General features: G+C 70.2%; 22 protein-coding genes and 1 tRNA gene. 10 read left to right on the top strand and 13 right to left on the bottom strand.

Features of this window, described 5'->3' with window-relative positions; translation table 11 throughout:
• Positions 1–77: 77 nt before the first annotated feature.
• Positions 78–2,246 (bottom strand): PQQ-binding-like beta-propeller repeat protein, encoded by a 2,169-nt coding sequence (locus ACFY2B_RS17820; RefSeq protein ID WP_390764032.1) that lies wholly within the window; start codon positions 2,244–2,246, stop codon positions 78–80.
• Between the two features lie 160 nt (positions 2,247–2,406).
• A complete protein-coding gene (locus ACFY2B_RS17815; RefSeq protein WP_390764031.1) occupies positions 2,407–2,562 on the bottom strand; it encodes a hypothetical protein in 156 nt (51 codons plus the stop codon).
• Positions 2,563–2,941: 379 nt separating this feature from the next.
• Here ACFY2B_RS17815 and ACFY2B_RS17810 point away from each other — a divergent pair, with 379 nt between their 5' ends.
• Positions 2,942–3,490 (top strand): DUF4232 domain-containing protein, encoded by a 549-nt coding sequence (locus ACFY2B_RS17810; RefSeq protein WP_390764030.1) that lies wholly within the window; start codon positions 2,942–2,944, stop codon positions 3,488–3,490.
• 309 nt (positions 3,491–3,799) lie between these two features.
• Here ACFY2B_RS17810 and ACFY2B_RS17805 read toward each other — a convergent pair whose 3' ends face one another.
• The 5 genes from ACFY2B_RS17805 to ACFY2B_RS17785 all read right to left on the bottom strand — a co-directional run bounded on the left by ACFY2B_RS17805 (position 3,800) and on the right by ACFY2B_RS17785 (position 8,441).
• Positions 3,800–4,720, bottom strand: coding sequence for an MBL fold metallo-hydrolase (locus tag ACFY2B_RS17805; RefSeq protein WP_390764029.1), 921 nt, complete (start codon positions 4,718–4,720; stop codon positions 3,800–3,802).
• 112 nt (positions 4,721–4,832) lie between these two features.
• A complete protein-coding gene (locus tag ACFY2B_RS17800) occupies positions 4,833–6,062 on the bottom strand; it encodes an MFS transporter (RefSeq protein WP_390764028.1) in 1,230 nt (409 codons plus the stop codon).
• 135 nt (positions 6,063–6,197) lie between these two features.
• Positions 6,198–6,758 (bottom strand): TetR/AcrR family transcriptional regulator, encoded by a 561-nt coding sequence (locus tag ACFY2B_RS17795; RefSeq protein WP_390764027.1) that lies wholly within the window; start codon positions 6,756–6,758, stop codon positions 6,198–6,200.
• Positions 6,759–6,895: 137 nt separating this feature from the next.
• Positions 6,896–7,189 (bottom strand): hypothetical protein, encoded by a 294-nt coding sequence (locus ACFY2B_RS17790; RefSeq protein WP_390764026.1) that lies wholly within the window; start codon positions 7,187–7,189, stop codon positions 6,896–6,898.
• Positions 7,190–7,427: 238 nt separating this feature from the next.
• Entirely contained in the window at positions 7,428–8,441 is a 1,014-nt protein-coding gene (locus ACFY2B_RS17785; RefSeq protein ID WP_390764025.1) for an NADP-dependent oxidoreductase, read from the bottom strand.
• Between the two features lie 135 nt (positions 8,442–8,576).
• Here ACFY2B_RS17785 and ACFY2B_RS17780 point away from each other — a divergent pair, with 135 nt between their 5' ends.
• Positions 8,577–9,122: a TetR/AcrR family transcriptional regulator gene (locus tag ACFY2B_RS17780; protein WP_390764089.1), complete on the top strand. Its 546-nt coding sequence runs from the start codon at positions 8,577–8,579 to the stop codon at positions 9,120–9,122.
• Between the two features lie 480 nt (positions 9,123–9,602).
• On the top strand, positions 9,603–10,235 hold the full coding sequence (locus ACFY2B_RS17775) for an ester cyclase (protein ID WP_390764024.1): 633 nt from the start codon (positions 9,603–9,605) through the stop codon (positions 10,233–10,235).
• A gap of 131 nt (positions 10,236–10,366) precedes the next feature.
• On the opposite strand, the gene ACFY2B_RS17770 is transcribed toward ACFY2B_RS17775, so the two are convergent.
• Positions 10,367–11,020: a TetR/AcrR family transcriptional regulator gene (locus ACFY2B_RS17770; RefSeq protein WP_390764023.1), complete on the bottom strand. Its 654-nt coding sequence runs from the start codon at positions 11,018–11,020 to the stop codon at positions 10,367–10,369.
• Positions 11,021–11,125: 105 nt separating this feature from the next.
• Between ACFY2B_RS17770 and ACFY2B_RS17765 the strand changes: the two genes are divergently transcribed.
• Positions 11,126–12,172, top strand: coding sequence for a medium chain dehydrogenase/reductase family protein (locus tag ACFY2B_RS17765; RefSeq protein WP_390764022.1), 1,047 nt, complete (start codon positions 11,126–11,128; stop codon positions 12,170–12,172).
• 589 nt (positions 12,173–12,761) lie between these two features.
• On the opposite strand, the gene ACFY2B_RS17760 is transcribed toward ACFY2B_RS17765, so the two are convergent.
• Positions 12,762–13,712: a zinc-binding alcohol dehydrogenase family protein gene (locus ACFY2B_RS17760; RefSeq protein WP_390764021.1), complete on the bottom strand. Its 951-nt coding sequence runs from the start codon at positions 13,710–13,712 to the stop codon at positions 12,762–12,764.
• A 154-nt stretch (positions 13,713–13,866) separates the two neighbouring features.
• Between ACFY2B_RS17760 and ACFY2B_RS17755 the strand changes: the two genes are divergently transcribed.
• Positions 13,867–14,550 (top strand): TetR/AcrR family transcriptional regulator, encoded by a 684-nt coding sequence (locus tag ACFY2B_RS17755; RefSeq protein WP_390764020.1) that lies wholly within the window; start codon positions 13,867–13,869, stop codon positions 14,548–14,550.
• 365 nt (positions 14,551–14,915) lie between these two features.
• Here the strand turns inward: ACFY2B_RS17755 and ACFY2B_RS17750 are convergent.
• A tRNA-Gly gene (locus ACFY2B_RS17750) sits at positions 14,916–14,989 on the bottom strand.
• A gap of 315 nt (positions 14,990–15,304) precedes the next feature.
• Here ACFY2B_RS17750 and ACFY2B_RS17745 point away from each other — a divergent pair.
• The 3 genes from ACFY2B_RS17745 to ACFY2B_RS17735 all read left to right on the top strand — a co-directional run bounded on the left by ACFY2B_RS17745 (position 15,305) and on the right by ACFY2B_RS17735 (position 16,821).
• Entirely contained in the window at positions 15,305–15,430 is a 126-nt protein-coding gene (locus tag ACFY2B_RS17745) for a hypothetical protein (protein ID WP_376525048.1), read from the top strand.
• 291 nt (positions 15,431–15,721) lie between these two features.
• Complete coding sequence (gene dcd, locus ACFY2B_RS17740; RefSeq protein WP_376524999.1) at positions 15,722–16,297, top strand: dCTP deaminase; 576 nt, start codon at positions 15,722–15,724, stop codon at positions 16,295–16,297.
• A gap of 14 nt (positions 16,298–16,311) precedes the next feature.
• On the top strand, positions 16,312–16,821 hold the full coding sequence (locus tag ACFY2B_RS17735) for a phosphoribosyltransferase (protein WP_390764088.1): 510 nt from the start codon (positions 16,312–16,314) through the stop codon (positions 16,819–16,821).
• Positions 16,822–17,002: 181 nt separating this feature from the next.
• Here ACFY2B_RS17735 and ACFY2B_RS17730 read toward each other — a convergent pair whose 3' ends face one another.
• A complete protein-coding gene (locus ACFY2B_RS17730) occupies positions 17,003–18,061 on the bottom strand; it encodes a Yip1 family protein (RefSeq protein WP_390764019.1) in 1,059 nt (352 codons plus the stop codon).
• Positions 18,062–18,285: 224 nt separating this feature from the next.
• Complete coding sequence (locus tag ACFY2B_RS17725; protein WP_390764087.1) at positions 18,286–19,548, bottom strand: recombinase family protein; 1,263 nt, start codon at positions 19,546–19,548, stop codon at positions 18,286–18,288.
• A gap of 221 nt (positions 19,549–19,769) precedes the next feature.
• On the opposite strand from ACFY2B_RS17725, the gene ACFY2B_RS17720 reads away from it, so the two are divergent.
• Positions 19,770–20,102 (top strand): antibiotic biosynthesis monooxygenase family protein, encoded by a 333-nt coding sequence (locus ACFY2B_RS17720; protein ID WP_390764018.1) that lies wholly within the window; start codon positions 19,770–19,772, stop codon positions 20,100–20,102.
• Between the two features lie 138 nt (positions 20,103–20,240).
• Here the strand turns inward: ACFY2B_RS17720 and ACFY2B_RS17715 are convergent, their stop codons facing one another.
• The gene (locus tag ACFY2B_RS17715; RefSeq protein WP_390764017.1) at positions 20,241–22,523 is read right to left on the bottom strand and encodes a (Fe-S)-binding protein; all 2,283 of its coding nucleotides are present in this window, start codon (positions 22,521–22,523) and stop codon (positions 20,241–20,243) included.
• Positions 22,524–22,812: 289 nt separating this feature from the next.
• Between ACFY2B_RS17715 and ACFY2B_RS17710 the strand changes: the two genes are divergently transcribed.
• The gene (locus tag ACFY2B_RS17710; protein WP_390764016.1) at positions 22,813–23,832 is read left to right on the top strand and encodes an MraY family glycosyltransferase; all 1,020 of its coding nucleotides are present in this window, start codon (positions 22,813–22,815) and stop codon (positions 23,830–23,832) included.
• The last annotated feature ends 41 nt before the right edge of the window (positions 23,833–23,873 follow it).

Genomic DNA, 23,873 nt, shown 5'->3' with positions numbered 1-23,873 from the left:
CTCGCCGGCATCTGGAAATCGGCTGCCTGGGCCGGGTCCACGGACGGTGCGGGCCGCGCGGCGATCGCCCAGGCCGGTCAGTTGGGCCCGTTCGGGCTCCGGGAGAAGGCCGTGTCGCCGGCCATCGCCACGAGCGCGTCCTTGACGAGCAGCACCCGCGGCGGGTAGTTCTGCGCTTTGTCCCCCGGGGCGTCCAGTGCGGAGGTGCGCCACTCCTCCGCTCCGGTGCGACTGTCCAGCGCCAGCAGACGGCCGAAGCGGTTGGCGAAATAGACCCGCTTGTACGTCGTCGACACCGCGGGCGCGGACAGACTCTCCACGTCCGTCACCTTCTGCCAGAGTTGTTTGCCGCTGTCCGCCGACACCGCGGTGACCGTCCCGTCGGACCGGACGAAGTAGACGACGCCGTCCACCAGGGTGGCCGCGCCGGTCAGCGGACGCGCCAGCGGTATCCGTCTGACCTCCCAGGCTTCCAAGTCCACCCGCAGCAGCGCGTTGTACGGCCGTTCGTACCCGCTCTCGTACACGTCCTTCGCGGTCTGGGGGGCGAGGAACAGGGGTTGCTCGCCGACAGCGCCGAGCGCTTCCGCCTTCTTGGGCAGCGTGGCGGTTTCGGTCAGGCTGCCGGGTGCGAGCTTCATCAGATCGACCGGGGCCTGACCGGCCTCCCTGGCCGCCGAGCACAGGGCGTAGGGGGCTCCTCCCAGTACCGACGGAGTGCAGTACTCGTCCAGCGAGGGCGCCCGCCACAGTTCCTTGCCGGCAGGCCCGTAGGCCACGAACGACGAGGAGTCGGGTGACATGGTCAGCAGCCCGCCGTCGTACAGGATCGCCGGCTCGGCGACGTTGATGTCGCGTTGCCACCGCCGGTGCCCGGTACCGGCGTCGAGGGCCACCACGCGCCTTGTGCTGTCGTCCGGTTGCTCGTACATGTAGACCAGCCCGTCGCGGACGCCGATCGGCTGCGCCCCCTGCGGGCGGGTGCCGGTCCGCCACAGGGTGCGGCCGGAGGCCGCGTCGATCCTGGCGGCCGTGAATCCCGTACCGCCGCAGAACAGGGCGCTTCCCTCCGTCACGCATCCGGGGTTGCCGTAGTCGAGGGGGATGCCCTGCACGTCGTACCGCAGTTCCCTCTGCCACGGCCGCCAGCCGTCGGGCAGTGACGCGGCACGGGCGGCGGCCCTGGTGGAGGCGGCGTTCTCGGCTGCGGTGGTGGTGTTCGGATCGGACACGAAGACACCCACCCCGATACTCAGCCCCGTGACGGCCAGTGCCGCGCCGAGGCCGGTGAGCAGCGTCCGGGTTCGGCGGCGCTTGCCGGTGCCGGTGACGGTCGCGGCGCTCGCGGAGGTGGTGGCCGCGTTCCGAGAAGCGGTGCGGTGCCGGGGGCGCGTGGACTGCCCGGACTTCCCGGTCTTCGGGGACCCGGGGGCGTCGGATTCCGGCAGCGCCTGGAGCATGCGGTATATGTCCGTCAGTTCCGGCCGCGCGGCCGGGTCCTTGTCCAGGCAGCGCTCGACAATGCCCAGGAGCGCTTCGGGCACCCCGCCGAGGTCCGGGGTCCCGTACGCCACCTGATAGCCGGTGATGTACGGGCTGTCGGCGTCGAACGGTCCCGTGCCGACGGCCGCGAACACCAGCAGGGACCCCAGCGAGAACACGTCCGAGGCCGGGGTGACGTCTCGGGGAGAGGCCAGTTGTTCCGGCGACATGAAAGGCGGAGTGCCGATCATCCGCCCGGTCGTGGTGAGGCTCTGGTTGTCAGAAGCGCGCGATATGCCGAAGTCGATGACGCGCGGCCCGTCCTCGGTCATCAGGACGTTGCCCGGTTTGAGGTCCCGGTGCACCAGACCCGCCCGGTGGATGTCGCGCAGCGCCTCGGTGAGCCCCAGCCCCAGCGCGCGCAGTTCCCGCAGGCTCAGCGGGCCGTCCTGCTTCACGACTTCGGTGAGGTTGAGCCCCGGCACGTAGAGCGTCGCCATCCACGGCCGCTCGGCGTCCGGGTCGGCGTCCACGACGGGCGCGGTGAAGGCACCGCTCACTCTGCGCGCTGCCGCGATCTCCTGCCGGAAGCGCGTCCGGAACTCCTCCTCCTGGGCATGCGGACCGTGTACGAGCTTGACCGCGACCTGCCGTCCCGAGGCGGAGACCCCCAGATAGACGACTCCCATGCCGCCCGCCCCGAGCCGACCGAGAAGGGTGTACCCGCCTATGGACTCGGGGTCCCCGGTGCTCAGGGACGTCATCGCCGATCATCCTTCCCAGCGCCTGCCTGCCTCACGGGGATCAGAGTAGGGCCTGCCGCCCGGAAACGGAGTCGCGCACATCGCGCCTGGGCGTCCCTGAGTCGCGGTGCCGTGCGATGGGTCATCCGTCCAGGCGAGGGCTCAACTCCTGACCGCGGGCTCAACTTCCGTTTGTCCGTCCGGTGTCGAAGCCGAGGCCGATGTTGAAGCCGAAGCCGAGTCCGAAGTCGAAGTCAAGGCCGAAGTCGAAGTCGAAGTCGAAGCCGAAGTCGAAGTCGAAGCCGATGTCGATGTCGAGGCACGTCGAGGTGTTCACGTGGGCTCGTTTCGCCGAGCCGACGGTCTCGTCAGCCGTCCTCACTGTCCTCCACCCCGGCCCTCCTCCCCGGTCCGCCATTCCATCCGGCATCCCAGGAAGGCCGCGTTTCTGCAGTTCAGAGCTGGTGTGAGCGTTCCAGCATCCCGAAACTCCCGAACGGAATGGCGGATGGAACGCCGTATGGCACAGGCTTGGGTCATCCAAGCGGGGCGCCGCATCGCACATGGCGATCGTCCTCGCTCAACTCCGTGCTCATGGCCCGCGCTTCCGGCGCGCCCACGCACACCGCACGCAGCACGGCCAGGACCAGACCGACACCGGTACAGCCCACAACCGGAAGATCACCTTCCGGATATTCCGAGAAAGCAGCCCACTCATGCGTATCGCCACTCGTTTCGTCTCCCGCGCGGCCGCCTCCTCCATGGTCGTCGCCGCCGCCCTCGCGCTCGTCGGCCTCCAGGCCACCGCGCAGACCGCCTCCGCCGCCACCAAGAAGGCGCCCTCGGTCGTCACCTGCACCGCCGCGAACACCAAGCTGACCGTCACCAAGGTGTCCCGCCCGATCAACCACCTGCTGCTCAAGGCCACCAACACCGGCACCAAGCCCTGCTACGCCTACATCGCCCCCTTCCTGAGGGCCGGCGCCGACGCCCAGGCCCCGGTGGCGTGGGCCGAGGACACCACGCCGCAGGCCGTGGTGACGCTCAAGCACGGCCAGTCCGCGTACGCGGGCATCACGACGTCCACCCCCGAGGGCGAAGGCGGCGGCAAGGAGAAGACCCTGGGCGTGATCTTCACTGACAGGAACGGCAACGCGACCAACAAGGAGAAGACCCTGAACCTGCCGAACGGCGGCGTCTTCTTCAACAGCACCGCCACCGTCACCTACTGGCAGGACAACGCCAACGACGCCCTCTTCTGGTAGCCGCCCCGGCGCGGAGTCGATGAGACAGGGGGCGCTGCCGGCACCGCGTTGGCGTGGCGTGCCTGGGCCGGGCCCACGACGCGTGAGGACGCGGGCGCCCCCCCTCGTAGCTGCGGCTACGCCGAGGAAGTTGCGTCGGTTCAAAGAGCCGGTGCGGAAGTTCAGCGCCGCTGGATGGTCCCTTACTGCGGTAAGAACCCCTTTCTGGGATTCCGCACGCCTTGTCGGCGCGTGTGCGGGGTGCGTCGTCGGCTGCGCCTGTGACGCTGCGGGCCGTCAGGTGTCCGGGGGCCTGCCCGGACTTCTGGGTCAGGCTGCGGAGGGCGGGGTCGCGGTGCCGGGCTCGGGACGCAGGCGGTAGCGAGTGCCGTCGGTGTGGACCGTGCCGCCGGTCGGATCGGGGAAGTGAGTGCCCAGCAACAGGCTGTCCGTGCCGGCCAGTTGCTCCAGGAGGCGGGCTCGGGTGCGTACCGCCTGCTCTGCGTCGATGTCGACGCAGCTGGTGAGGTGGGGGTGGGACAGCTGCACCGGGTGGTGGATGCTGTCGCCGGTGATCAGGGCCGTGCGGTCGGTGCCGCGCACCTCGACGGCGATCTGCCCGGGGGTGTGACCGGGGGCCGGGACGAGCCGGATCCCGTCGGCCACCTCCCGCCCTTGGCCGGGAACGTCCACGGGGTCGTACTGTCCGCTGTCGCGGACGGGGTCGACGGAATCGCGGAACATCTGGCGGCGCGCCTCGTCCATCTCGGCCGTGGCCCAGTGGTCCCATTCGGCGCGGCTGGTGAGGTAGCGGGCGTGGGGGAAGGTCGGCCGCCAGTTCCCCTCGACGAACCGGGTGTTCCAGCCGACGTGGTCGGTGTGAAGGTGGGTGGTGATGACGAGGTCCACGGAATCGGGCGGGAATCCGGCGTCGGTCAGGCGCCGCAGGTAGTCGGTGCTGAGGCCGTTCCAGGCCGGGTTGGCGCGCGCCTTGCCGTTGCCGATCCCGGTGTCGACGAGGACGCGCAGCCCGCCGACTTCCACGGCGAAGGTGTGGCTGGCCAGAAGGAGCGTGCCGCCGTCGGCGAAGTCGGGACGCAGCCAGGCTGCCTCGTCGATCACCTCCGCGGTGGCCTCGGGGAGCAGCCAGGGCCCGGTCTGCGGGGGCAGGACGATCTCGTCGATGCGGCGTACGACCGTGCCTCCGAGGCTCCAGGCGGGGTGGCCCTGGGCAGGGGTGGCGGTGTTCATGTGCGGGTCCTTGTTTCTTGAAGCCCTTGGAGTTCTTGAAGCCCTTGGAGCTCTTGAAACCCTTGGAGTTCTTGGAGCTCTTGAAGTTCTTGAGGGTGGCGCCTGCGGGGCGTCAGGCGCGGTGGGGGCACCGGCCGCTGGTGGCCAGGGCGACGAGGGCTGCCAGGGCGAGCAGGCCGGCCGAGCCGGCGTACAGCAGTACCGCGGTCTCCAGGCCGTACCGCATGGTCAGGAGTCCGGCGAGGACGGCCGGCACGCTCATCGCGAGGTAGCTGAGGACGTAGTAGGCGGCGAGGGTTCCGGCACGCTCGTCCGGGGCGGCCGGGGGCAGCAACAGCCGCAGCGCGCCCTGGGTCACCGCCCCGAATCCGGCACCTGCCAGCAGGGTGCCGGCGAACAGGACGGTCAGGCTCTGCACGTGCGGGCTGAGCAGGGTCAGCAGCGCCCCGGACACCAGGGCGACGGCGCCCGCGGCGCTCACCGCACGGGCGGGCCGGGTCCGGGTGGCGCAGATGGTCAGGGCGGCACCGGCTGTGAGGGTGAAGAACACCAGACCGCCGGTGGCACCCGGGGCACGCGGGGCGATCAGGCGGGCGAGCTGCGGGCCGAGCGAGGAGTAGAAACCGCCGAGGGCCCAAGCGGCGACGACGCCGGGCGCGATGAGCAGCATGGCCGCGCGGGAGGCACGGGCGACGGTGGTGCCGGGCTGGAGCGACCGCCACACGCCGCGGTGCGGGCTCGCGGTCTCGGCCGTGCGGGTGACGAGGGCGGCCTGCGCGGTGAACAGCAGGAGCAGCAGGAGGTAGACGGTGTGGGTGGGGGCAGGTGCGTACTGGACGAGTCCGGTCGAGGCGAGGACACCGGCCGCCATGCCGGAGACGGGGGTGACGCTGTTGGTGAGCGCGGCCCGCCCCGGGTGACCGGGGTGCTCGAAGTCGAGCAGGGCGGCGCCCGCCGCACCGGTGGCCACACCGGTGGCCAGCCCCTGCACGACCCGGGCTGCGATCAACTCCGTCACCCCCTGCGCGGTGGCGAAGACGGCCATGGAGACGGCCTCGGCGACCAGCGCGCCGGCCAGCACGGGGCGCCGCCCCAGGTAGTCCGAGAGCGTGCCGGCGACCAGGAGTGCCACCAGCAGCGCGAGCGCGTAGGCGCTGAAGACGATGGTGAGCGTCAGGGCGGAGAAGTGCCACTGCGCCTGGTACTCGGCGTAGAGCGGGGTCGGAGCGCTGGATGCGGCCAGCAGGCCGACGAGCACGGACGTGTGCAGTCCGAAGCCGCCGCTGCGGCTGAGGGGAGGAAGGCGGCGGGGGCGGGACGGTGAGGCTGTGGCACTGGGCATGAGGTCTTCTCGCTACTTAAGGCGAATTCTTAGCTTTAAGTCAGAGTAGACCCGCCCTCCATCTAAAGCAAATCCTTAGCTTTTGGGTCGCGCGGGCGTGGTGGCGTTGCGCTCTCGGGCGCGGCTCCGACCTGCTCAGTGCCGATCGAGCGCCGCGGCGACCAGAGCGTGCGTGTATGCGGCCGACAGGTCCGAGGGGCGGAACAGGATGCGGTACATCAGCGGGGCGACGACGGCGTCCAGCAGTGTCTCCACCCCGGGCACCGCCTCGCCGCGGCCGGCGGCCCGCACGCCGATGGCCGTGAGCTGTTCGGCGGCGTAGTCGGAGCAGCGGGCGGCGTTGCCCTGCTCGGGATCGCCCAGGAGGGCGTCGCGGATATAGGTGCGCCCCGCAGTCGAGGACATCTCCTCTGCGAACTGTTCGACCCACGCTTCCAGGTCGGCGCGCAGGCTGCCCTGGTCGGCAGGGGCCGCGTCCGGGCGCAGCCGCTCCACCGCTACGTCGGACAGCAGTTCGCGCAGGTCGCCCCAGCGCCGGTAGATCGTGGAAGGAGTGACCCCGGCCCGGGTGGCGATCAGGGGAACGGTCAGGGCGTCGCGGCCGCGTTCGGCCTCCAGCTCCCGTACGGCCTGATGGACGGACTGCTGGACGCGCGCACTGCGCCCGCCGGGGCGCACGGAGGCTCGGGGACTCATGACACCCAGCTTAACGCGAAGAAATTGCTTTCAGCAGGGTCGTCCGTGCGACCGCGCCGGCCAGCGGCTCATGCTCCGGCGGAGCCCGGAATTCCACAGCCCTGGCCATCCGGCCGGTGCTGTGCGTCGGGGCTCGTTCAGTTGGCCCGGTAGCGGGAGGCGAGTTCCGGGCTCTGTCCGCCGAAGGCAGCGAGGTCGGCCTGGAAGACCGCGTCGAGGAGGCCGTCGTCTTCGACGCCCGGGGCGCAGACCACTTCGCCGAGTTCGAGTCCGCGCAGGCCGGCGGTGACGACGTCCTCGGCGGACATGCGCGGCACGACGCTCATGTCGAGGCCCTGGCGCGTGTGGAATTCGGCGGCGACGACGCCGGGGCACAGCACCTGGACCTGGACGCCGGTGTCCTCCAGCTCGGCGCTGAGGGTCTGGGACATGGCGACGAGGTGGGCCAGGGAGCCGGCGTAGACGGCCCGGCGGGGCCGGACTTGTCGGCGGGACCGCTGAAAGCGATCATTCCGGCCACGTTGATGATCTTTCCTTCGCCGCGTTCCTGCATGCCGGCGACGGCGGCGCGGGTGAGCAGGGTGGGGGCGACCACCTTGACGTGGACGAGTTCGCGGGCCTTGCCGGCCGAGGGCGACCGTCGGACGCACCCGTACAACGGCTCGTTCGTCACCGAGGGACCGTGAGCACGATCTTGCCCTGGATGTGGCCCCGGGCGGCGCGTTCGTGCGCCGATCGGGCATCCGCGAGCGCAAACGTGCTGTCGATCGCGACGCGGACCGTGCCCGCGTCCAGCAGGCGTCCCACTTCGGTGAGCTGCGCGCCGTGCGAGCGGACCTGGGTGCCCGAGACCGTGACGCCCAGTCTCGCGGTCTCCGCGTCGTCGTATGCGCCGAAGAACACGGGGAACAGGGCACCGCCGCGCCTGAGCGTGCGCAGGAAGCGGCTGCTCTCGCGACCGCCGACGGCGTCGAGAACGAGGTCGACGTCGTTGACGACTTCCTCGGGACGGCTCTTGGTGTAGTCGATGAACTCGTCGGCGCCGAGTTCGCGCAGGAACGATTCATGCGCGCCCGATGCCACCGCGATGACCCGTGCGCCCTTCCACTTCGCCAGTTGCAGTGCGAAGTGCCCCACGCCGCCCGCGGCACCGTTGACGAGCACCGTCGTGCCGGCGCCGAGGGTCACCGGGCGGTGCCGCGCCTCCTGGAAGGGCGAGGGGTGGTCGTGACCGAGCTCGATCAGGAACTGCCACGCCGTCAGCAGGGACATGGGCGCCCCGGCGGCGTGCACGTGGTCGATGCCGGCCGGCTTGTGTGCGAGGTCCGACGCCGGTGCGGCCACGTACTCGGCGTACGCCTGGCCGTCGAAGCTGGGAAAGCGAAGGAGACCGAAGACCTCGTCACCGGCGGAGAAGCCCTGCACGTCCGCGGCGACGGCCTCGACGACGCCCGACACGTCCGTCCCCGGGATCACGGGCAGGCCGAACTTCGGCCTGACGTCCGGAGGTATGTTGCTCAGCCCGTCGCGCAGGTACCAGTCCGGAGGATTGATGCCGACCGCGTGGACACGGACGAGCACCTCACCCGGCCCCGGCACGGGCATCGGCACCTCGTCGTAACTCAGAACCTCAGGACCGCCGTGCGCATGCAGCCGGACCGCCCGCATCGTGTGTGCTGGCATCGTTTCCTCCCGCCCCGACCTGGGGGTACGCTGACTGGATCAGTGATCCGGTTATCCGGACCGCTGATCCGAATATATGGACCACCGATCCGGATCGTCAAGTGGACCACCGATCCGGATAGCCGGGAGGGGCACGTGCGGGCCGACGCCAGGAAGAACCGCGACCACCTGCTCGCCGTCGCAGGCACCGTCATCACCGAGCAGGGCACCGAGGCATCACTGCGCGACATCGCGCGCAGGGCCGACATGGGGCTCGCGACGCTGCTCCGCCACTTCCCCACACGCGAGGCACTGCTCGACGCCCTGCTCCGCACGAGCTTCGACGGACTGACGGCAAGGGCAGGCGAACTCGAAACGTCGAACTCGCCCGAAGACGCCCTCGTCTCGTGGCTGCGCGACTGCGTCGCCGTCGCACGCGAGTACCGGGGCGTGACGGAGCTGATGGCAGCTGCCATCGAGGACTCCGAATCCGCACTCCATGCTTCGTGCGTCGCCATGCGGGCAGCCGGCACGGGGCTCCTCGCCCGCGCCCAGGCCGCGGGCGCAGCGCGGACCGACATCGACGGCGCCGATCTGTTCGCGCTGGTGGCGGCGCTCGCGTGGCTCGGCGATCAGCCCTCGTTCGCGCCACGCGCCGATCATCTCCTCGATGTCGTCGCCGGCGCGATTCTGACGAGCTGACGAGCGCGGGAGCAGCGACACCGAGAACGAACGCCGCCCCCCCCCGGGCCCGTAGCCGAACATCGCCGGGCGCGCGGACCGGCGAACTCGGCCGCGCGCCCCGCAGGGAGCGGTTCGCCGCCGAGTGCGCCGAGGACTCGGCGAGACGGGCAATCCGGGGGATGGCGATCCAGGGGATGTCGTCCGAGTCGAGGCGTACGCTCGCGGCTTCCCGGCGGGGCAGTGCGCACGTGTCGCCCCAGGTCACCGTCTCGGCAACCTTGGCACGCAGGCCCTCCAGCCGGACGGCGGCGGTCCGCCGCTGGTGCTTGAGCTGCACGACCTGCCAGGCCAGGAGCCATATCCCCGCCAGCTCCGACGGGGAATTCACCGACAGGGCAGGGCGCGCCGTGCAGCGGTCGGCGGATGACATTACATGCGTTAGCTCATAGTGTAAGTTTACGTCCGTAAGCTTAGTGTCCGCGAACCCGAGGGACTCTCATGACCACGCATGCGCGCCGTGCCCGCACCACTGTCATCGCCATGGTGACCGCGGCGGCGGCCGTAGTCGGAGTGACCATCACCGGCCTCTCGCACGCCGGTGCTCAGGCAGACGCTCCGATTCCCAAGACCGTGAAAACAGTGAACGAGGGAGAGGTCCAGCCCGTGGCTTACCACCCCCATGGCACCCGGCTCCCCCGTATGGTCGCTGCCTGGGCTGACGCCTGGAACACCGCCAGCCCGCGAAAGATGGCCGCTTTGTTCACCGAGGACGGCATTTACCAGGACAACGCCTTCCAGGTCGCCATGACCGGTCCGGCCGGCGCGGCCCAGTGGGTGACCATCACCGAACAGAGCATCAAGAACGCACACGTACAGGTCGTCGATGCCTTCCGTGAGGGCAACAAGATCGCCGTTCGCTGGAACTTCTCCGGCACCGACACGGGGGCGTTCGCCAAGGACCGGCCCGCCACCGGCAAGTCCTTCCATGTTCCCGTCAGCACCGTGATGGACCTCAACGGCGACAAGATCCAACACCTCACCGACTACTACAACCTCGCCGACCTCCTCCGTCAGGTCGGCCTTCCCGCCGGTGTCTGGACCCCGCCCGGCACTACGGGTCCGGCCGCTTGATCCGTCGCCGTCGAGGAACCCCCTCGACCGGTCCTGCGCGGCCCGCCCGGCACGCCGCCGGTTGAGGACCGGCGATTGCCCCGGCTGTGGCCGGCCGCTGTCACGTCCGCGGTCCGCCCCGCAGAGCCGACCTATGCGTGGTCGAGGTGGGCGAGCGTGGTGATGATCCGTTCGGCGATGTCCGGCGGCCACGGAAAGGCGACGGTCGCCGACCGCTGGTGGGCGAGCCCGTGCAGGCCGAGCCACAGGGCGACGGCGTCGGCGGCCGGGTCGGTACTGGTCGCACAGCCCGCCGAGACGCAGTCGGCAACGGCGTCCGCGAGCAGCGCCAGGCTCGCTCCGCCGAGTGAGGACACGTCGCTGTCGGTGACCGAGCCGCCGGCGAGGTCGGGCATCCAGACGCCGCCGAACATCGTGCGGTAGCGCCCGGGATGCTTGTCCGCGAAGCCCAGGTAGGCGCCGCACACGGCGAACAGCCGCTCCCTGGCACCGCCACCGGCGGTGTCCAGGGAAGTGCGCAACTCGGTTTCAAGCATCGCGAAAGCCTGCCGCACGACGGCCAGCATGATGCTCGGCTGGTCCGGGAAGTGGCGGTAGATCGAGGGGGCGGCGACTCCCACGCGGCGGGCGATGGACCGCAGGGTGACGCTGCTTTCGTCGCCGGTCTCCTCAAGCAGCCCGACCGCCGCGGCCACGATGTCGTCGCGCAGGCGGCCCCCTTCCCCCCTGCGGTTACGGGCCCGGGCGGTCCCCGGCGGGGTCGGCGGCGAGGCGTCTTCTCCCATGGCGTCATCTTACGCAGGAAAACTTACAAGCGTTCTCGTTTGCGGGCCGGGAGTTAACATGCGTAGCCTTACGGCCGTTAGGTAAATGGCGACCTGGAGCCAGCCATGAATGTCAGCACCACTGCCACCGAGATCCTCCTCCCCGGGAAGGTCGAGCCGAGCGGCCTCGAAGTCCGCCTGAGGGAACTGCCTGCCCCGGCCGAGGGAGAAGTGGTCCTACGGATGGACGCGACCGGCGTCTCGTTCGCCGAGCAGCAGATGCGCCGCGGCAGGTACTTCGACCAGCCACCCTTCCCCTTCGTCCCCGGGTACGACGTGGTCGGCACGGTGACCGCCGTCGGCTCGGCGGCGGACGCCACCCTGGTCGGGCGCCGGTTTGCCGCGGTCACCAAGGTCGGCGGCTGGGCCAGTCATCTACTGGTCGACGCCGCGGACCTGGTGGCCGTGCCGGACGAGGTGGACGCCGCCTCCGCGGAGACCGTGGTGGTCAACGGGATCACCGCCTGGCAGATGCTGCACCGCACCGCCAAGGTGCGCTCCGGCGCGACGATCGTGGTGCTGGGCGCCAACGGCGGCGTCGGATCCACCCTCGTGCAACTGGCCCGGCACGCCGGCATCACCGTGATCGGCACGGCGTCGGCCCGTCACCACGAGGCCGTGCGCGAACTGGGCGCCATCCCGGTCGACTACCGCGACCCGGACCTGTACCGGCGCATCCGCGAGATCGCCCCGGACGGTGTCGACGCGGTGTTCGACCATGTCGGCGGGTCCGGCCTGAAGGAGTCGTGGCGGCTGCTGCGCCGGGGCGGGACGCTGGTTTCCTACGGCACCGCGGCCACGAAGGACGAGGACGGCAACTCCCAGCTGCCGGTGCTGCATTTGTTCGCCCGGCTGATGCTCTGGAACCACCTGCCCAACGGCAAGGGCGCGCACTTCTACAACTTCTGGGCCGGCAAGCGACGCCCGGACGTCTTCCGCAGCCGACTGCGCGAGGACCTCACCCAGGTGCTGGGACTGCTGGCCGACGGTGTACTCACGCCACAGATCGCCGCACAGTTCCCGCTGGCCGAGGCCGGTGCGGCGCTGGCTCTTGCCGAGTCCCGGACCGTGGCCGGCAAGGTCGTCATCATCCCGGACCCGCACCAGCGATGAGCAACTCCGTCGGCTTCACAGGAGGAACACCCGAAGAAGCGCTGCGACGAGGGACAGCCGGCAAAGCATCCCGCCTGCACCTGGCTCACTTGCCGGCTTCAGGGCCGTACCACTGGAGTGCCTGGCGCCAGGGCCCCGCTACGGACGTATCTGCTCGGCCTCGCGGCGGCACGCCCCGGGGCATCGCGCCGCAAGCGGCCCGAGCACGTACCGCAGCGGGTGCACCAGCTGCTCGCCCACCGACGGAAGGCACGACCACCGTCCACCACCCCGTCGTCGGCGCACTACGCCTCCACCGCGACGAACGCGCCATCGACGAGGTCATCTCCGTCGTCCACTACCCCGACAAGGACAGCGACAGCGACGAGAAACTGCGGCTCCTGGCCGAGCTCTCGGACACCGAGTCGGCCGGCACAGCACACGCGGCACAGACACGACAGGCCGGCCGACATCCCGCCCCGGAAGACACCCTGACGACCACACGCCGCGTCGTCGACCGGGGCACCGTCCGTGCCCGACAGCCGCTGCTTCCGACCGGGCGCACCACCCATCAGGCAGTACACGCGGGTGATCTGCTCGTCCCGTCGAATCAGACGGTCAGAATGATCTTGCCGAAGGCGGCGCGGGACTCCAGCAGAGTGTGCGCGGCCGCGGCTTTGTCCAGCGGGAAGGTGTCGTGCAGCACCGGCTTCAGCCGGCCTTCCCGCAAGTCGGCGAAGAGGAGTGCGAAGGTCTCGGCGGCGGTCTTCGACGGTGCGCTGGAGAGACTGAGGGCCGAGATGGTCCAGGACTGCTGGAAGTTCGCGAACAGTGCCATGCCGAAGTCGGGGGTGGGGGCACCCGCGACGACACCACTGATCACGTACCTGCCGTTCGGGCGGAGCAGGGGGATGAAGTCGGCCACGTCAGAACCGGCGACGATGTCGATGACGGCGTGATAGCGGCCGTCCGGGCCCGGGTCGACCGCGTCCACGCCCACGACGTCCGTGGCCCCCAGGTCGTGCAGTCGCTGCGCGACGGACCGGTCGGGCACGGAGGCGATCACCGTCGCACCCCGAGCGGCCGCGAGCTGGGTGGTGAGCACGCCGATCCCGCCACCGGCGCCGCGAACGAGCACCCGCTCGCCCGCCTTGACGCCGGCCCTTTCCACGCTTGCCGCGGCGACCAGGGAATTCACCCCGAGCGCTACCGCATCATGGGACGAGACGTCCTCGGGCAGTTCCACGAGAGATTCGACGGGCACCATGGCGCGGTCGCTGTAGCCGCCGCCGTGCCCGGTCGTCGCGAAGACCCGGCGTCCCACCCACCCGGCGTCGTCCTTTGAACCGACCTCGACCACCGTGCCCGCCACCTCCAGACCGGGTACGGTGCCGGTGCCGACGTCGGGCTTGGCGCCCTGCCGTAGCAGGACATCGAAAAAGCCGACCCCGGCCGCTGCGACCGCCAATACGGCATGGCCCGGCTCGGCGGTCGGGTCCGGCCGCTCGACCAGCTTGAGGTTCTCCGGTCCACCGAATTCGGTGATCTCTACTGCACGCATGATGTCTCCTCGTACCGTTTTTGTCGCGCATGAAAGGGGGAGCGGCTGCCGAACAACGAGGCTCAGACGTCCTCGGTAACCTCGAAGCCGCGGCACCAGAGCACGCTAACCCGCTAAACGGATGACCTCTTCCATTTGTGGTTAAGTGAGAGACATGCCTGTTCAGCCGTCTCGAAACCAGTCCTTGTCCGCCTCCGGGACCCCCGTCCGGGGGCAGCGGGCCGACGCCCGGCACAACCGCGCCCAGCTCCTCCAGGCCGCCCGCGAGGCGTACGCCCTCAACGGCACCGACGTACCCTCCAGCGCCATCGCCCGCAGGGCCGGCGTTGGCGCCGCCACCCTCTACCGGCACTTCCCGACCCGGGGCTCGCTGATCGCCGCGGCGTTCTCCGAGCAGCTCACCGAGTGCGTCGCAGCCTTGGACGAGGCGCTACGGGACGACGACCCCTGGCGCGGTCTCTGCTCCGCCCTCGCCAAGGTGTGCAGGATGCAGGCCGAAGACCGCGGGTTCAGCGCCGCGTTCCTCGACGAGTCTCCCGACGATCCCGACCTCCATCGCGAGCGCGCCCGCGCCGAGGCAGGACTCGCCCAGCTGGTACAACGCGCGAAGAACACAGGGTGCTTGCGCAAGGACTTCGACCCCAGCGACGTCACCCTCCTGCTCCTGGCGAACAGCGGCGTCGTGCGACAGTCCCCGGAGACGTCCCTCGCCGCCTCTCGCCGCCTGCTCGCCTACTTCCTCCAGTCCTGCCGGGCCACGGATGGCGCGCCGTCGCTGCCCCCGCCCGCACCGCTCCGCCTCGACGACCTTTACGGGCCGCCACACCGAACCGACTGACCGGCGACTTCTGCCTGGGACGCGCCCCAACGCCTGACGCTTGCCCCTGAATTCCCGCCCCAGTACGCACCGCCCAATGACCTCGTCTTCGGTCTCGTCGTCACCACGCGGGAGGGCGAAGGGCAACAGCGCATCGGCAAGGCGAACCGGTCCCACCTGTCCGTCGTCCGGTGAGCCGACGAGGGCGCGAGCCCCGCTGGGGCGATGTCGCAGGACACCACCGACCATGCGTGGCCCGCGCCCGAAGTTCTGTCCGCCGGCCTGTCACGGAGGCCGGTGCGTGACAGCCGCCATGTGGGGCACATCGTCCCCGAGTCGGTCTGGACAATAACAAGGGCCCAGGTCTCTGACCTGGGCCTTGAGCATGGAGCGGGTGACGAGAATCGAACTCGCGCTCTCAGCTTGGGAAGCTGATGTTCTACCATTAAACTACACCCGCGTAAGACGCCGACCGGAGTTGTCCGATTCGGTGTCCGAATGCTCGCTCACTCTACCTCATCGCAGGCCCCCGGCGCTGATGCCGTGGGCCTGAGTGCGTTTCAGGGGTGGGATCCGCGTGCGGGTGGCCGGAGTTGGGGCGTACGGTGTGGGCCTGGGAGAGGGGCCGGGTGGGGCCGGAGTGCCGCCTGGAGCGTCGTCTCTTTGATCCCGTAATGTGGCTTTTGTCGTCAGGGCAGTTGGCCAGACGCAGCTCTTGGGGAAGGGACTCTTGGACTTGATGGAACGCACCGTCGTCCGCTGTGCCGATGGGCACGTGTTCAGTACCGCTACGTTCCCGATGCAGCAGGCCGAGCGGCTCGGCCCCGGCCGGCTCGTCCGGTGTCCACGGTGCGCCCGGCTGCGCAGCGCCGTGCCGGTCGCGCTCGTCGAGAAGCAGTAGGGAAGCAGTAGGGAAGCAGTTCGGCAGGGAAGCTGTGGGGGAGTAGTAGGGAAGCGGTGGGCGCAGGGCTGACAGGGGTGGCTGCTGGGGTGGGCCGGGCTGTGGGTGTGCGGGGTGTGAGATGGCGTAGTGGGGGTGAGGGGGCGTAGCACCTCGGGGTGAGCCGGGGATGGTGGCGGCGGTGGTCGTCTGGTTTCCGCCTGGTTTCCGTCGGGGCCTCCCGCTCGTCTCGTCGGCGCGCGGAGTCGTCGCGATTGTCGCGGCTCCGCGCGCCGTGCGTATCCTCGGGACGTGCTTCTCTCAGACAAGGACATCCGGGCCGAGATCGACGCCGGGCGGGTGCGGATCGATCCCTACGACGAATCCATGGTGCAGCCGTCCAGCATCGACGTGCGGCTGGACCGCTTCTTCCGGGTGTTCGAGAATCACCGGTACCCGCACATCGACCCCTCCGTCGAGCAGGCCGATCTGACGCGGCTCGTCGAGCCGGACGGCGACGAGCCCTTCATCCTGCATCCCGGGGAGTTCGTGCTCGCCAGCACGTACGAGGTCATCAGCCTGCCCGACGACCTTGCCTCGCGTCTGGAGGGCAAGAGTTCCCTCGGGCGGCTCGGGCTCGTCACGCACTCCACCGCCGGGTTCATCGACCCCGGGTTCTCCGGGCACGTCACGCTGGAGCTGTCCAACCTCGCCACCCTGCCGATCAAGCTCTGGCCGGGCATGAAGATCGGGCAGCTGTGCATGTTCCGGCTCACCTCGCCGGCCGAGTTCCCGTACGGCAGCGAGCGGTACGGATCCCGGTACCAGGGGCAGCGCGGGCCCACCCCCTCCCGCTCCTACCTCAACTTCCACCGGACGCAGGTGTGAGCGGCGTGAGCGGCGTGCATGACATACGCGAGAACCTGACCTACGAGCAGTTCGGCGTCGCCGTGCGCGAGCTGGCGCAGAGCATCGCCGACGACGGGTACGAGCCGGACATCGTGCTGTCCATCGCGCGCGGCGGTGTCTTCGTCGCGGGCGGGCTGGCCTACGCCCTCGACTGCAAGAACCTCCACCTGGTGAACGTGGAGTTCTACACCGGTGTGGGCACCACCCTCGACATGCCCGTGATGCTCGCGCCCGTTCCCAAGCTGATCGACTTCTCCGAGAAGAAGGTGCTGATCACCGACGACGTCGCCGACACCGGCAAGACGCTCAAGCTGGTGCGCGACTTCTGTCTGGACACGGTCGCCGAGGTGCGGTCGGCCGTGATCTACGAGAAGCCGCAGTCCCTCGTGAAGTGCGAGTACGTCTGGAAGCGTACGGACGCGTGGATCAACTTCCCCTGGAGCGTGCTGCCGCCGGTCGTCCGGCCGGGGCAGGTGCCCAAGGAGAACACCGAAGCGATCTGACGGCCGGGGGGGGGCCGAGTCGGCGGGTGAGGTGTGGCGGGGCGGGCCCCTGGGCGGGGCGGGCCCCTGGGCGGGGCGGGCCCCTGGGCGGGGCGGGCCCCTGGACGTCGCCGCCGGTGAGGTCGCGCGGGGGGCGGTCAGGGGCCCGTGTGGCCCGTGTCGTGTGCGGTGGGCCTCCGGGTCAGAAGGTGCCCAGCTTCACGATCGACAGCAGCGCGATCAACTGGATCGCCGACGCGCCCAGTGCTCGCGGCCACGGCAGGTCGTGGGAGCGGCTGACCATCCGGGTCAGCAGTACGCCGCCGGCGATCCAGGTCACCCAGCCCAGGACCTGGACGAAGCCCGCGTCGCCGCCGAAGAACATGGCGACGACCAGACGGGGCGCGTCCGTGATGGACATGATCAGCATGGACAGGCCCACCGTGGGCTGCCAGGCGCCGTCGCCGCCGAGCTGACGGGCCAGGGTGTGCGTGACCACGCCCAGGATGAAGGCGGCCAGCACCATCGCGACGGCCGTCGTCAGGACGATCGGGACGGCGTTGGAGAGCGTCGCGTTGATCGCGTCCTTGCGGGCCCCGTCGAAGCCGAAGACGGCAAGGAGGCCGTAGAGGAAGGTCACGACGAGGGCCGCGCCCCACATCGTGTAGTCCCGCATCCGCAGGAAGGTCTGGTCGGGCGCCACGACGATGCCGCGCAGCAGGTCCTTCCAGTGCAGGCGCGGGCCGATCGGACCGGCCGGGGCCGCCGCGCCCGCCTGGTAGGTCCCGCCCTGCTGGTAGGGGTCCTCGCCGACCGGGAACGCCTGGGTGTGGCCCGGGTTGTCGGCCGCGTACGGGTCGTGCGCGCCGTGCTGCGGGTAGCCGCCTCCGTCGCCGAAGTACTCCGGTTCTCCGTGGCCGCCCTGGCCGCCGTAGCCGCCGTTCGTCTGCGGCCACTGGCCGCCGCCCGGACCGCCGCCGTACTGCGGGTGCTGCGGCCGGCCGGGGTACGGCTGCGGCGGCGCCGGCGGATAGCCGTACGACGGCCCCTGGGGCGCGGGCCGTCCTCCCTGGGATGCCGGGCGTCCCTGCGGCGCCTGCTGCCCGTACGGAGGTTGTTGCGGTCGCGCTTGCGGGGCGCGGTCGTTACGGCCGCCGCGTCCGATCCTGAATCCAGCCACGTCATCGAACGTACCCGGTCTCGGAGAGTCACGGGCCGGGCCCGGCCATTCGGGACCGCCTTTGCGGCCGACCTGTGACATCCCCTAAGGGGCCGGGCGGCCGAGAGGGCGGCCGTCCCTTAGGGGTGCGGGCCGGGTGGCGGTGGTGTGCCCCCGGGCGCGTGCGGGTCCGGCAGCGGGCAGGATGGTGGCACAGCGCACGGTGGCGCGGCGGGTGAGGGGGCACGGCCGCTTCTCCGTCCAGCCGCAAGGGATGAAGAAGCAAAGCAGGGGTCAGCGGGCCCCACCCCCCGAACCTCACTTCGTCACCCCACCGACGAAACCTGAGCCGAAGCGCGAGACCGTGCCCGACTCCGGACACAGCCGCGGAGGGCACACACTCTCCCAGGAGTGGCGAACGGCCTGCCACCGGAGGATTCCAGCAACGGGCGGTGAACGGCGCTCGGGCGCGCCTGGCTGCTTGGTGCCTCTGCCCAGTGCACAGCCACCCGATCCGCCGTGTTCGCGTTCCGGCCACGGCCGATGGACCTGGCGATGGTGATGCGGTCGACGAAGAACGCCAAGAAGCTACGCCGGTCCTCCAGGCCCCAACGGCCCCACGTCGACTCCGGCCCCAGCGGGTCGCCCTCCGGGGCCGTCCACTCCGAGGGGATCGCCACCGTGCCGGCCTCGGCGGTCCCCAGTTCTGCCACGCGTCCGGTCGTTCGCGCCTCGTGCGCTGTCAACCGCTCCACGGACTCACGGAACATCCGGTCACCGACGGCGCCCGCGTACAAGCCTGCCTGCCGGTCGGCATACAGCGTGCGGAGCGTTTCCCGTACGTGCTCCAACTCGGCGCATACGGCTGCTAGTTCGATCTGCCGCTCGCCCGTGTCCGCTTGCGCTGCAAACCGGCGTGCGGCCTCAGCGAGCCATTCGAGATCTTCGGGGTCTTCGGGGTCTTCTGGGTCCAGCGCGGTCAGGCGGGACCACACGGTACGGGCCACCACGTCATCAGCGGCGTCCATGGTGATGGCCAGACCGCCGTGTCCCGGTACGGCGCCGGACTGGGCGCGGTTGCACCGATAGAGCTGCTTGCCGTTCCTCCGGTCGGTGACCATGGACGAGCCGCAGACGCCGCAGAAGAGCATCCCGGCACCACCCAGCAGCGACGGCACGGAGCGCCCACCCTGGCGGACCACCTGGGGCGCACGGCCGTCGAGTACGTCTTGAAGGCGCCACCAGTCATCCGGCGGAATGATCGGCTCATGCGCAGCCAGCGGGGCCCCTGAGCTGTCGCGCAGGATGACGCGCTTGGTCCCCCGGCGTTCGGCGGCGTAGCCGGCAAGGCGCGGGTCACGGAGGATGCGCAGGACGGTGGACGACACCCACGTCGTACGCTCCAGCGGCCGGCTCACGCCTCGGGCCTGGCGGGCGGTCACACGCGCGGGCATGTCCGCTGCTTTGGTCGGTACGCCCTCGGTGTTCAGCTTGCGGGCCACGGCCGATGCGGTCATGCCGCCCAGCGCCCAGGACACCATGTCGCGCACGTACGGGGCCTCAGCGGGATCGGGGACGAGCTTGACCACCACCAGTTCCCCGCGCGGCTCACGCGTCGACCGGAAGCCGTACGGGGGCGTGCCGGACACGTGGCTGCCCGCCGCCCTCAGGGTCTCTACTTGGTCCGCTGTGCTTCGGGGGACGACGCGGAGTCGTCCTCACGCTTCCTTGACTGTCGGATGTAGGACACTGCGCGCACAGGGTCCAGATCAGGGGTCCAGCCGGGGCCCCGTTCGACGAGAGGTGTCATGTGCCTAGCGTAGTAAAAATCAACGTACTGACCGTGCCGTTGGAGCAGCGCGAAACGCTGGAGCAGCGGTTCGCCCACCGGGCGCACGCCGTGGAGAACTCCGACGGGTTCGAGTGGTTCGAACTCCTTCGCCCGGTGGCGGGTACCGACACCTATCTCGTCTACACGCGCTGGCGGGACGAGGAGTCGTTCCAGGCGTGGATGGAGGGGCCGATGAAGGCCGCCCACCAGGGCGCCGGCGAGGGCGGGGAGCGCCCGAAGCCCGCGGCCACCGACTCCACGCTGTGGTCCTTCGAGGTGGTCCAGCACACGGGGGCGAAGAAGAAGGAGTAGGCGTGGACCGGGCTCGCGCGCCGGGGGCCGGTTCGTCGGGGGTGGCCGCCTGTGCCGGGCCGGGCCGGGGCCGGACATGACCGCGCCCCTGTGTCCGTGCGGACACAGGGGCGTCGGGCGGGTCGGCTACGTCACCGGTTACTGCACCGGCTCCGGCTCCGGCTCGCTCTCCGGCTCCGCCGTGCCCGCCGGGTCGACCGGGGTCTTGACCGAGTCGAGCAGCAACTGGGCCACGTCCACGACCTGGATGGATTCCTTGGCCTTGCCTTCGTTCTTCTTGCCGTTGACCGAGTCGGTGAGCATGACCAGGCAGAAGGGGCAGGCCGTCGACACGATGTCGGGGTTCAGGGAGAGGGCCTCGTCGACGCGCTCGTTGTTGATGCGCTTGCCGATCCGCTCCTCCATCCACATCCGGGCGCCGCCCGCGCCGCAGCAGAAGCCGCGCTCCTTGTGGCGGTGCATCTCCTCGTTGCGCAGGCCCGGGACCTTGCCGATGATCTCGCGCGGGGGCGTGTAGATCTTGTTGTGGCGGCCCAGGTAGCAGGGGTCGTGGTAGGTGATGATGCCCTCGACCGGGGTGACCGGGATCAGCTTGCCCTCGTCCACCAGGTGCTGGAGCAGCTGGGTGTGGTGGACGACCTCGTAGTCGCCGCCGAGCTGCGGGTACTCGTTGCCGATGGTGTTGAGGCAGTGCGGGCAGGTGGCGACGATCTTCTTCGCGGACTTCGGCTTCCGCGACTCGGGCGTGGCCTTGCCGTCGTCGTCCAGTTCCTCGCCGAACGCCATGTTCAGGGCCATGACGTTCTCCATGCCCAGCTCCTGGAAGAGGGGCTCGTTGCCGAGGCGGCGGGCGGAGTCACCGGTGCACTTCTCGTCGCCGCCCATGATCGCGAACTTGACGCCCGCGATGTGCAGGAGTTCCGCGAACGCCTTGGTGGTCTTCTTGGCGCGGTCCTCCAGGGCGCCGGCGCAGCCGACCCAGTACAGGTACTCGACCTCGGTGAGGTCCTCGATGTCCTGGCCGACGACCGGGACCTCGAAGTCGACCTCCTTGGTCCACTCCAGGCGCTGCTTCTTGTTCAGGCCCCAGGGGTTGCCCTTCTTCTCCAGGTTCTTGAGCATCGTGCCCGCCTCGGACGGGAACGCGGACTCGATCATCACCTGGTAGCGCCGCATGTCGACGATGTGGTCGACGTGCTCGATGTCGACGGGGCACTGCTCGACGCAGGCGCCGCAGGTGGTGCAGGACCACAGGACGTCCGGGTCGATGACGCCGCTCTCGTCGGCGGTGCCGATCAGGGGGCGTTCGGCCTCGGCGAGAGCGGCGGCGGAGACGTCCTTCAGTGCCTCGGCGGACGCCTTCTCCTCGCCCTCCGCCGTCTTGCCGCCGCCGGCCAGCAGGTAGGGCGCCTTGGCGTGCGCGTGGTCCCGGAGGGACATGATCAGGAGTTTGGGGGAGAGCGGCTTGCCGGTGTTCCAGGCGGGGCACTGGCTCTGGCAGCGGCCGCACTCGGTGCAGGTGGAGAAGTCCAGCAGGCCCTTCCAGGAGAACTGCTCGATCTGCGAGACACCGAAGACGTCGTCGTCGCCGGGGTCGGTGAAGTCGATCGGCTTGCCGCCGGAGGTCATCGGCTGGAGGGCGCCGAGGGCGGTGCCGCCGTCGCTCTCGCGCTTGAACCAGATGTTGGGGAAGGCGAGGAAGCGGTGCCAGGCGATGCCCATGTCCGTCTTGAGCGCGACGGTGATCATCCAGATGAAGGACGTCGCGATCTTGATCAGCGCGACCAGGTAGACCAGGTTCTGCAGCGTGCTCAGGCCGAGCCCCTTGAAGGCCGTGACCAGCGGGTACGAGATCACGTACGACGCCTCGTAGCCGTCGACGTGGTGCAGGGCGCCCTCCAGGCCGCGCAGCGTCAGGATCGCCAGGCCGATGATGAGGATGACGGCCTCGACGAAGTACGCCTGGCCGAAGCTGGAGCCCGCGAAGCGGGACTTGCGGCCCGGTCGGTCCGGCCGGGACAGCTGGCGGATGACGATCAGCGTGAGGATGCCCAGCGTGGTGAGCAGGCCGACGAGTTCGGTGAAGACCTCGTAGGGCGGCCAGTCGCCGATGACGGGGATGTACCAGTCGGCCTGGAAGAGCTGGCCGAAGGCGTTGACCAGGGTGAGGACCAGGGTGAAGAAGCCCACCGCCACGAACCAGTGCGCGACGCCGACGATGCCCCAGCGGTTCATGCGGGTGTGGCCGAGGAACTCCTTGACCACGGTGAGGGTGCGCTGCGTGGGGTCATTGGTGCGGGTGCCGGCGGGAACGTTCTGTCCGAGTCGGACGAAGCGGTAGATCTGGCCGATGGCTCGGGCGAACAGTGCCACGCCGACCACGGCCAGGACCAGCGACACGATGATCGCGGCGAGTTGCATGTGGGGCTCCTGAGGCGGCCTCGTAATTACTGAGCGGTAACTTATGTAGTCGGTTTGAGGTTACCCCTATCTTGCGTCGCACTGTAGCGGGGCGTGGGGTGATCTGAATCGCTCAGCGGCACGTGAGCGGGCGGTCGGGGCGGGGGCCGTGACGCGCTCCCGCCGCCCCTCTCGGGGCCGCCGGTCCGCGGAGTTCGTTCCGTCCGTCAGGTGATCAAATCGTACGAGTCAATCGCGTTATTCGTGTTATTCATACAGAATTGCTCACTTCACTCCTAGTTTGGGAGCCGTGCTCTACGGGATCCTCGCGGCCACCGCCGCACTCCTGCTCGCCGCCCTGCTCGCGGCGCTGCTCCGCGTGCCCGCACTGCGGGCCGGGTTCGTCGACCGGCGCAGCCGACGGCCCGTGCCGCTGTTCGGCGGTGCGGCTGTCGTCCTCGTCACCTGTCTGGTCGCCGGCGCGGGACAGTGGACCGGGGTCGCGCCGCTCGGCGACGGGGTGGGCGAGCTGCTCCTCGCCGCCGCCGGGGTCGCCCTGCTCGGGCTGGTCGCCGACGTGTGGCGGCTGCGCGCCCGGGTGCTGGTGGCGGGTACGGCGGTGGCGGCGGCCGGTGTCGTGCCGTACCAGGACACCGGGGTGGCCGCCGGGGCGCTGGCCGTGGCGTGGATCGTGTTCGTCACGCTCGGCTTCCGGGCCCTCGACCACGCCGACGGGCTCGCGGGCACCGTGGGGGTGCTGACCGCGTTCGGGGTGGGCGTCTGTGCCGCCGCCGAGCTGATGGACGGGCTGGCCGTGCTGCTCAGTGTGCTCGCCGCCGCGCTCACCGGCTTCCTCATGCACAACTGGCATCCCGCGCGGATCGGGCTCGGCGCCTGCGGCTCCCTGTTCACCGGGTTCCTGCTGGCCGCGGCGGGCGTGTTCACCCGCGCCGGGTACGGGGTCGGGTCCAGCGCCGAAGTGCTGTTCGCGCTGACCGCCGTCGCCGGCCTGGATCTGGTGCTGGTCGCGGTGTCCCGGCTGGCGGCCCGGCGGTCGCTGCTGCGGGCGAGCCCCGACCATCTGGCGCACCGGCTGCGGCGGCTCGGGCTCACCCCGCAGGGGGCCACCGTGCTGTCGGCCGTCGCGGCGTTCTCCGGGGTGTTCACCGGGGTGCTCGCGCACACCGGCTGGGCGGACGAGGAGAGCGTGCTGTGGGTAGCGGGCGGCGCGCTGCTCGTCATCCTTCTGCTGCTGCGCGTGCCGGTGTACGGCGCTCGTCGCGTTACGTCGTCGCAGGTCAGCGCTCAGTTGCGTGTAAGGAGCGGATAAGAGTTGAGCGTCACAGGCTCAGGTCTGTTGACCCAGCGGTC

Origin of the sequence: Streptomyces sp. NPDC001270, assembly GCF_042896695.1 — a bacterium.
GTDB lineage: Bacteria > Actinomycetota > Actinomycetes > Streptomycetales > Streptomycetaceae > Streptomyces.
The sequence above is the reverse complement of the archived record's forward strand: the minus strand, read 5'-3'. Positions and strand labels throughout refer to the sequence as shown.

What these genes read in the sequence shown, in the direction of transcription:
- ACFY2B_RS17820 (WP_390764032.1), bottom strand. Translation starts at nt 2,246, where the DNA reads ATGACGTCCCTGAGCACCGGGGACCCCGAGTCCATAGGCGGGTACACC.
- ACFY2B_RS17810 (WP_390764030.1), top strand. Translation starts at nt 2,942, where the DNA reads ATGCGTATCGCCACTCGTTTCGTCTCCCGCGCGGCCGCCTCCTCCATG.
- ACFY2B_RS17805 (WP_390764029.1), bottom strand. Translation starts at nt 4,720, where the DNA reads ATGAACACCGCCACCCCTGCCCAGGGCCACCCCGCCTGGAGCCTCGGA.
- ACFY2B_RS17800 (WP_390764028.1), bottom strand. Translation starts at nt 6,062, where the DNA reads ATGCCCAGTGCCACAGCCTCACCGTCCCGCCCCCGCCGCCTTCCTCCC.
- ACFY2B_RS17795 (WP_390764027.1), bottom strand. Translation starts at nt 6,758, where the DNA reads ATGAGTCCCCGAGCCTCCGTGCGCCCCGGCGGGCGCAGTGCGCGCGTC.
- ACFY2B_RS17790 (WP_390764026.1), bottom strand. Translation starts at nt 7,189, where the DNA reads ATGTCCCAGACCCTCAGCGCCGAGCTGGAGGACACCGGCGTCCAGGTC.
- ACFY2B_RS17785 (WP_390764025.1), bottom strand. Translation starts at nt 8,441, where the DNA reads ATGCCAGCACACACGATGCGGGCGGTCCGGCTGCATGCGCACGGCGGT.
- ACFY2B_RS17775 (WP_390764024.1), top strand. Translation starts at nt 9,603, where the DNA reads ATGACCACGCATGCGCGCCGTGCCCGCACCACTGTCATCGCCATGGTG.
- ACFY2B_RS17770 (WP_390764023.1), bottom strand. Translation starts at nt 11,020, where the DNA reads ATGGGAGAAGACGCCTCGCCGCCGACCCCGCCGGGGACCGCCCGGGCC.
- ACFY2B_RS17765 (WP_390764022.1), top strand. Translation starts at nt 11,126, where the DNA reads ATGAATGTCAGCACCACTGCCACCGAGATCCTCCTCCCCGGGAAGGTC.
- ACFY2B_RS17760 (WP_390764021.1), bottom strand. Translation starts at nt 13,712, where the DNA reads ATGCGTGCAGTAGAGATCACCGAATTCGGTGGACCGGAGAACCTCAAG.
- ACFY2B_RS17755 (WP_390764020.1), top strand. Translation starts at nt 13,867, where the DNA reads ATGCCTGTTCAGCCGTCTCGAAACCAGTCCTTGTCCGCCTCCGGGACC.
- ACFY2B_RS17730 (WP_390764019.1), bottom strand. Translation starts at nt 18,061, where the DNA reads ATGTCACAGGTCGGCCGCAAAGGCGGTCCCGAATGGCCGGGCCCGGCC.
- ACFY2B_RS17715 (WP_390764017.1), bottom strand. Translation starts at nt 22,523, where the DNA reads ATGCAACTCGCCGCGATCATCGTGTCGCTGGTCCTGGCCGTGGTCGGC.